Source organism: Halomonas sp. (genome assembly GCF_033549285.1).
GTDB lineage: Bacteria > Pseudomonadota > Gammaproteobacteria > Pseudomonadales > Halomonadaceae > Halomonas.
Genome location: NZ_JAWSUJ010000141.1, coordinates 1 through 7,522 on the forward strand (window position 1 = coordinate 1; position 7,522 = coordinate 7,522).

2 protein-coding genes and 1 pseudogene are annotated in these 7,522 nt (G+C 60.1%); all 3 read left to right on the forward strand.

Annotated features, from left to right (window positions below):
• Positions 1 to 116: 116 nt before the first annotated feature.
• Positions 117 to 725, forward strand: a complete 609-nt coding sequence (locus tag SCI24_RS19910) for a DUF1788 domain-containing protein (RefSeq protein ID WP_318727035.1) — start codon at positions 117 to 119, stop codon at positions 723 to 725.
• Between the two features lie 144 nt (positions 726 to 869).
• On the forward strand, positions 870 to 4,589 hold the full coding sequence (gene brxC / locus SCI24_RS19915) for a BREX system P-loop protein BrxC (RefSeq protein WP_318727036.1): 3,720 nt from the start codon (positions 870 to 872) through the stop codon (positions 4,587 to 4,589).
• Positions 4,590 to 4,741: 152 nt separating this feature from the next.
• Positions 4,742 to 7,402: pseudogene (pglX, locus tag SCI24_RS19920) on the forward strand (BREX-1 system adenine-specific DNA-methyltransferase PglX); the annotation flags it as partial.
• Between the last annotated feature and the right edge of the window lie 120 nt (positions 7,403 to 7,522).

Below are 7,522 nucleotides of genomic sequence, written 5' to 3' on the forward strand. Positions count from 1 at the left end.
TTCTCACGGTGGCGGCGAGAACACCGCCAATGCCGTATCGGTTCCTGAAGATGGCTGACTGTTATGCGTAATCAGGTAACGAAAAGAACGACACCGGACGCAAGGATGAGAGCCGTATGTCACCGCTCACGCAGGGGCCGTCCCACCGCGAAGATCCTCATCTGAAGGATCGCCTCAACCAGATCGCCGAGAAGATCACCAGCGAGGCCTTCCTCTCCGGCCAGGGGCTGGGCAACGAGATCGGCTTCTGGATCTTCGACTATCCCCCCGAGCACGAGCTGCAGGTTCGTGAGTACCTCACCTTCCTGGAAGGGGTACTGTCCCGTCAGCACAGCGAGCTGACGGTCGACCACGTCAACCTGCTGCGCATGCTGCGCGACTATCTCCATGAGCGTGGCTTTCTCGACAAGGCCATCGCCATGCAGCAGACCAAGGGCGATGCGGCGCTGCTCAAGGCGCTGCGCGGCCCGCTGCACATGGACAAGTTCGCCCCCTTCCTTATCCGACACGCGCTGTCGGACGACCCCGATATCATTCTTCTGTCAGGCGTGGGTAGCGTCTGGCCGGTGATGCGTGCCCACAGTTTGCTCAATGCGCTGCACGGCAGGCTCGGCCACAAGCCGTTGGTGCTCTTCTATCCTGGCCGCTATGACGGCCAGAGCCTGACCCTCTTCAACCAGATCGCCAGTAACCACTACTACCGGGCGTTTTCTCTCGTGCCGTGACGCATGGGCGCCCGACGCAGTCAGTCCTTAGGGAACTCTCGATCTGATGGCCAGCCGGCAGCCGTGCTGCGCTGGTACCCGCTTTGTTGACCGCCTTGCCCCGCCACGGGAGCGAGGCGTTGCCCGTTAAGGAATCGATTGGACATGCGTATCCAGGACCTCTTCCAGAAACCCTTGAACCGACCCATCAATGGCGTGGTGAAGGCCGACCAGAAGGACCGCGAGACGGTCTACCAGGAGCTCGACGAGTACGTGGTGACCAACGAGCTGGAGAAGCACTTCCGTGCCTTCTTCGAGTCCTACGCCACGCCGCTCAGTGATCCCTCCATCGCCAACCGGGTCGGGGTGTGGATCTCGGGCTTCTTCGGCTCAGGTAAGTCGCACTTCCTCAAGGCGCTCTCGTACCTCTTGGCCAACATCGAGGCCGAGGATGAGGCCGGCAACCACCGCCGCGCCGCCGAGTTCTTCGACGAGCACAAGCTCCACGATCCGATGATCCGCGCCGACGTCACCAAGGCGGTACAGCAGCCGGCCGATGTCATCCTGTTCAACATCGACAGCAAGGCGAGCTCCAACGACGGCGGCAACCCGATCCTCAACGTCTTCCTGCGGGTGTTCAACGAGTACCAGGGCTTCAGCGGCGATCACCCGCATATCGCCCACATGGAGCGCCACCTGGCCCAGCGCGGCGTGCTGGAGCACTTCAAGGCGGCCTTCCAGGAGGCCAGCGGTATGGTCTGGGAAGAGGAGCGCGACGGCTTCCAGTTCTATCAGGACGACATCGAGCAGGCGATCAGCCAGGCGCTGGATCTCTCCCCGGAGGCGGCCCACAAGTGGTTCGAGGATTCCGAGGAGACCTTCAGCGTTTCAGTGGAGAACTTCTGCCGCTGGGTAAAGGAGTACCTGGACGCCAAGTCCCCGACCCAGCGCATCGTCTTCATGGTGGATGAGGTGGGTCAGTTCATCGGCAGCAACACCCGCCTGATGCTGACCCTGCAGACGCTGACCGAGAACCTCGGCACCATCTGCGGTGGCCGCGCCTGGATCGTGGTCACCTCCCAGGCTGACATGGACGCCGTGCTCGGCGAGATGACCGCCGCCAAGGCCAACGACTTCTCCAAGATCGCCGGGCGCTTCAAGACCCGCCTGTCGCTGTCGAGCTCCAACTCCGACGAGGTGATCCGCAAGCGCCTGCTGGCCAAGACCCCGGAGGCCAGCGGCGAGCTGGCCCAGGTGTTCGAGGCCAAGGGTGCAGTGCTGCGCAACCAGCTCACCTTCGACCGCTCCGGCCCCACGCTCAAGAACGTCGACGGCGTGGAGAGCTTCGTCGCCAACTACCCCTTCGTGCCGTATCACTTCCAGCTGGTCCAGAAGGTCTTCGAGGAGATCCGCAAGGTCGGCGCCACCGGGGCGCATCTGGCCTACGGCGAGCGTTCCATGCTCGACGCCTTCCAGATGGCCGCCAAGGCGGTGGGCGACCAGGAGGTCGGTGCCCTGGTACCGATGCACAGCTTCTACCGCGCAGTGGAGGGCTTCCTCGATACCGCAGTGAAGCGCACCATCGACCAGGCTAGCGAGAACGTCGCGCTGGATGACTTCGACGTCGAGATCCTGCGCACCCTGTTCATGATCCGCTATGTGGATCTGGTCAAGGGCACCCTCGACAACCTGGTCACGCTCTCCATCACTCGCATCGACGACGACCGCCTGGCAATCCGCGAGCGTCTGGAAGGCACCCTGGCGCGGCTGGAGAAGGAGAGCCTGGTCACCCGCAACGGCGAGGAGTACCTGTTCCTCACCAACGAGGAGCGCGACATCACGCGCAAGATCAAGGCCACCGAGATCACCAGCAGTGACGAGAACAAGCTGTTGGCCGAGATGATCTACAAGGACCGCCTGCGCGACCGCAACAAGTACCGCTACCCCCTCAACAAAACCGACTACACCATCGGCCGCTATCTGGACGGCCACACCATCGACGGCCGCTTCCAGAGTCAGCTGCGCGTCGAGGTGGTCTCGCCGCTGGATATCGATTACGTCCAGAGCTACTCGGTCCAGAACGGCGAAGCGGGCTGCATCCACCGCAGCAATGAGAACCAGGGCCAGGTGCTGATCCGCCTGGGCGACAACAAGGCCTTCTTCGACGACCTGCGCACCTACCTCAAGACCGAGAAGTACATCCGCCTGAATGCCGCCTCCGGCGATAGCAGCGTGGAGCGTATCCTGGCCGACCGCGGTCGGGAGAACCAGGAGCGTCGCAAGCACTTGCTAGTTCGCCTGGAGGACATGCTGCTGGATGCCGATGTCTACGCCCTGGGCCAGAAGCTCGACATCAACTGCAGCAATCTGAGCACCCGCCTCGACGACGCCTGCCAGTACCTGCTGGAGAATACCTACAGCAAGCTCGGCTACCTGCAGGTGCTCACCCCCGACCCCATGCGCGAGCTTGTCGCCGTGATGACCGCCGACGACATCGGTCAGCAGGCCATCGAACTCGACGGCGAGGAAGGCAACCCCCAGGCGGTGCGCGAGGTGGAGCAGTACATCAGCCTGCACGGCGGCGAGCCGGTGCCCCTCAACCCGCTGCTGGAGCGCTTCAACAACCGCCCCTTCGGCTGGCCGGTGGAGGAGACCCTGCTGATCCTCGGACGGCTGTATGCCGCAGGAAGACTCACCTTCCACACCGCCGGCCCGGCGCTGCCCGGCAAGGAGGCCTTCGAGCTACTCAACAACAGCCGGCGGCGCAGCGAGGTACGCATCCAGAAGAAGCGCCAGACCGATGACGCCGTGCTGCGCCAGGTGCGCAACCTCACCAAGGACCTTTTCACCAAGCTCGGGCCCTCCAGCGAGACCGAGCTCTACGCCTTCTACGTCTATCAGTTCAGCACCTGGAAAAAAGACCTGGAGGCCTACCGCAGCAAGACCGAGGTGGGCCGCTTCCCGGGCCGTGCCGCCATCGACAGCACCCTCAAGGAGGTCGAGCGCCTGCTGCGCATCGACGACAGCTTTGACTTCTTCACGGCGGTGGCCGACCAGCAGGAAGATCTCCTCGATCTCGAAGAGGAGTACCGCGACCTCCACGAGTTCTTCACCAAGCAGCTCACCACCTGGAAGCAGCTCGACCAGGCGCTGACCCGCTTCGCCCCCAACCGCCCGGCGCTGGAGAAGGAGCCCGAGGCGAAGACAGCCCTGGCCGAGCTGGACCGCATCTACGCGTCTGAAGCGCCCTACGCCATGCTGCAGAAGGTCGCCGGGCTAATCCAGACCGTCGACGAGACCAATACCCAGCTGCTGGAGCAGAAGCGCGAACACGCCATCGGCCTGATCGACAAGCGCATCGCCCGGGTCAGCGCCGAGATCGTCAAGAGCGGCATCGGCACCCCGGAGCTCAGTAACCGCCTGCTGCGCCCCCTGCAGCTGCTCAAGCAGGATATCGAAGCCGCACTCAGCATCGCCCAGATCTACCTGCTGCAGGGTGATACCGCCAATGATCGCGAGCAGGAGAGCCTTGACGAGCTCCACCGCGAACAGGAAGTCGAAGCCGAACGCCAGCGCCTCGCCCGCGAGAAGGTTGATAACGGCGGCAAACCGGATCCTGATGCCAAGCCCGCTGGCGAGGGCGGCTCATCACAGGGCGACGGCAGCGGTGATACCGGCACACTGACCGGTGAAGTGCGTGAGCCGGTGCCCACCCGAGTCGCCGCACCCAAGCCGGTGGCCAACGTCAGCGTCAGCCAGGTGCTCAGCCGCACCCATGAAGGGGTCTACCTGGAGAGCCAGCAGGAAGTCGATGCCTTCCTTGACGCGCTCAAGCGCGAGCTCGATGACGCCATCCAGGCCAACAAGCGCATTCGCATCCGCTAAGCCGCTGCTATACCGGGCAGCCCCGTCTCTCAGAGCACGGGGCCGCCACGCTCCATTTGCCCCACGGCAACCCGCACGATCAGGAATCCAGCATGAACACAGGGAACATCAAGAAGTACGCCCCCAAGGCGCGTACCCGCTTCATCGAGACCATGACCCGCCAGGCCGCGCGCTACGGCATCACCAAGGGCCATATCGCGCCCGCGGAAGTGCGTGGCGACGTGATGCTGATCAGCGCCCTGGATGGCCAGACCCACAGTTTTCCCAAGGCGCTGCGCGGCCCCCGCGAGGCGCTGGCCAAGTGGGTGAACCAGCTGGGCTTCGAGCAAGCCATGGAGCAGGCGGCCTACAGCTGGTTCAACCGCCTGTGTGCGATCCGCTTCATGGAGCTCAAGGGCTATCTGGATCATGGCCGGCAGGTGCTCTCCCACCCAGACCACGCGGGCGGCTTCCAGATCCTCGATGACTGCCTGGAGATCGATCTGCCCGGGCTGGATACCGCCCGCGTCCACGAGCTGAAGCTCGACGGCACCCATGACGAGGCCCTCTACCGCGAGCTGCTGCTGGCCCAGTGCCACGCCCTGCATGAGGCCATGCCGTTCCTGTTCGAGCCGCTGGACGACGCCAGCGAGCTGCTCCTGCCCGACAACCTGACCAAGACCGACTCGCTGATCCGCGAGCTGGTGGAAGCGATTCCCGAGGAGGACTGGCAGGACGTCGAGGTGATCGGCTGGCTCTACCAGTTCTACATTGCCGAGAAGAAGGACCAGGTGATCGGCAAGGTGGTGAAGAGCGAGGACATTCCCGCCGCCACCCAGCTGTTCACCCCCAACTGGATCGTTCAGTACCTGGTCCAGAACTCCGTGGGGCGCCAGTGGTTGCAGACCTACCCGCACTCCCTCCTCAAGGGCGAGATGCCGTACTACATCGAGCCCGCCGAGCAGGAGCCCGAGGTGCAGGCCCAGCTGGACGCCATCACCCCGGCGAGCATCGATCCCGAGACGATCAAGGTGCTCGACCCCGCCTGTGGCTCCGGCCATATCCTGGTCGAGGCCTACAACGTGCTGAAGGCCATCTACGAGGAGCGCGGCTACCGCTCCCGAGACATTCCCAAGCTGGTCCTGGAGAACAACCTGTTCGGCCTGGATATCGACGACCGCGCCGCCCAGCTCGCCGGCTTCGCGCTGCTGATGAAGGCCCGGGAAGACGACCGCCGGATCTTCAGCCGTGGCATCCGCCTCAACGTGATGGCCCTGCAGAGCACCCAGCACCTGGATGTCCGTACCTTGTGGCGCGATCTCAACCTCACCGGCAGCTGGCACCAGGGCCAATCCCAGAGCCTGTTCGAGAGTGAGCAGAAAGAGCTCTCCAGCAACGACAACACCTACAAGGCCATCGTCGACTTGATCGATCGCTTCCAGGACGCCAAGACCTTCGGCTCGCTGATTGAGGTGCCCAACAGTTTTGAAGCACCTCTCAAGACCTTCCTGGAGGAGATAACTGAGCTCGCCGACAGCGGCGATACCATGCAGAAGACGGCTGCCCGGCAGTTGATGGCGGTTGTGCAGCAGGCGTGGATACTGGCACTGCGCTACGATGCGGTGATTGCCAACCCTCCCTATATGGGCAATAAGGGAATGAACAAGGCGCTGAAGGATTATGCCAAACAAGCATACCCCAACAGCAAGTCTGACTTATTTGCCATTTTTATGGAGCATGCATTCAGTCTGCTGGCCCCGCAGGGCTACAATGCCCAGATCAATATGCAGTCGTGGATGTTCCTATCCAGCTATGAAAAATTTCGTGAATGGCTTCTGAAGCAGACAACTATCATCACAATGGCGCACCTTGGTGGAAGGGCGTTCGATAGTATCAGCGGGGAGGTGGTTTCAGCCACAGCCTTTGTGATGGAGAAATTCGCTAAGCCCGGCTATGTGGGTTCTTATTTACGACTAGTAGAAGGTAAGTCTGAAGCAGAGAAAAAAGACTCGCTACGGGAAGCCATTCAGAACCGCGAGTGCGGTTGGTTCTACGAGGCCAAGCCGGACGATTTCAATAATATTCCTGGATGCCCGGTAGCATATTGGCTGCCTGTCGATACTGTAAAAGTATTCAAACAATCGAATTTGGTTGGTAGTATTTCATCACCTCGACAGGGCATGGCAACTACAAACGACGAAAAGTTCCTTAGGCACTGGCCCGAAGTTAGTGCATCTAACATTGAGTTTTTTTCTAAAAATAGCGAGCAAGCATATGAATCGGGAAAAAAATGGTTTCCATTTTTGAAAGGAGGAGACTTCAAAAAGTGGTATGGGAACAATCAATATGTAGTAAATTTCATTAACAATGGAGAGGAAGTTTGCTCATATATTGATAATACACCCGGCGCCAGAGTTAAGTCAAACGGCCGCGTCATAAACAGAGGCTTTTATTTCCAAAAGGCTTTGACATGGACCTTAATATCAGGAAAAAGCACTGCTTTTAGGTTCTGCCCAGAAGGATTCATCCTGGGCCATAAAGGTCCTGCAATATATGGTGAAGATCAATTGCTTAACAACTTAGGAGTATATTTGAACTCCAAGGTTGCTCCTTATTATCTAGAGGCACTTTCCCCCACGATAGGGCTTGAGGTCGGACAAGTTTCTAAGCTTCCATTTACTCCTGTCGAATCTGACTCTACTAGGTTAGTGGAGATTGCTAAAAAGGATTGGGACTCACACGAAATATCGTGGGATTTTAGTTTTCATGAGCTGCTGGATAAAAGAAATAAAGGCAAGCTTTCTAGCGTATTTGAAGAAACTAAAAAAAATTGGATTGAGCTAACTTATGAGGCCCGTAGCTTGGAGGAAAAGAATAACCTGATTACGCATAACAGTCAGCCATCTTCAGGAACCGATACGGCATTGGCGGTGTTCTCGCCGCCACCGTGAGAA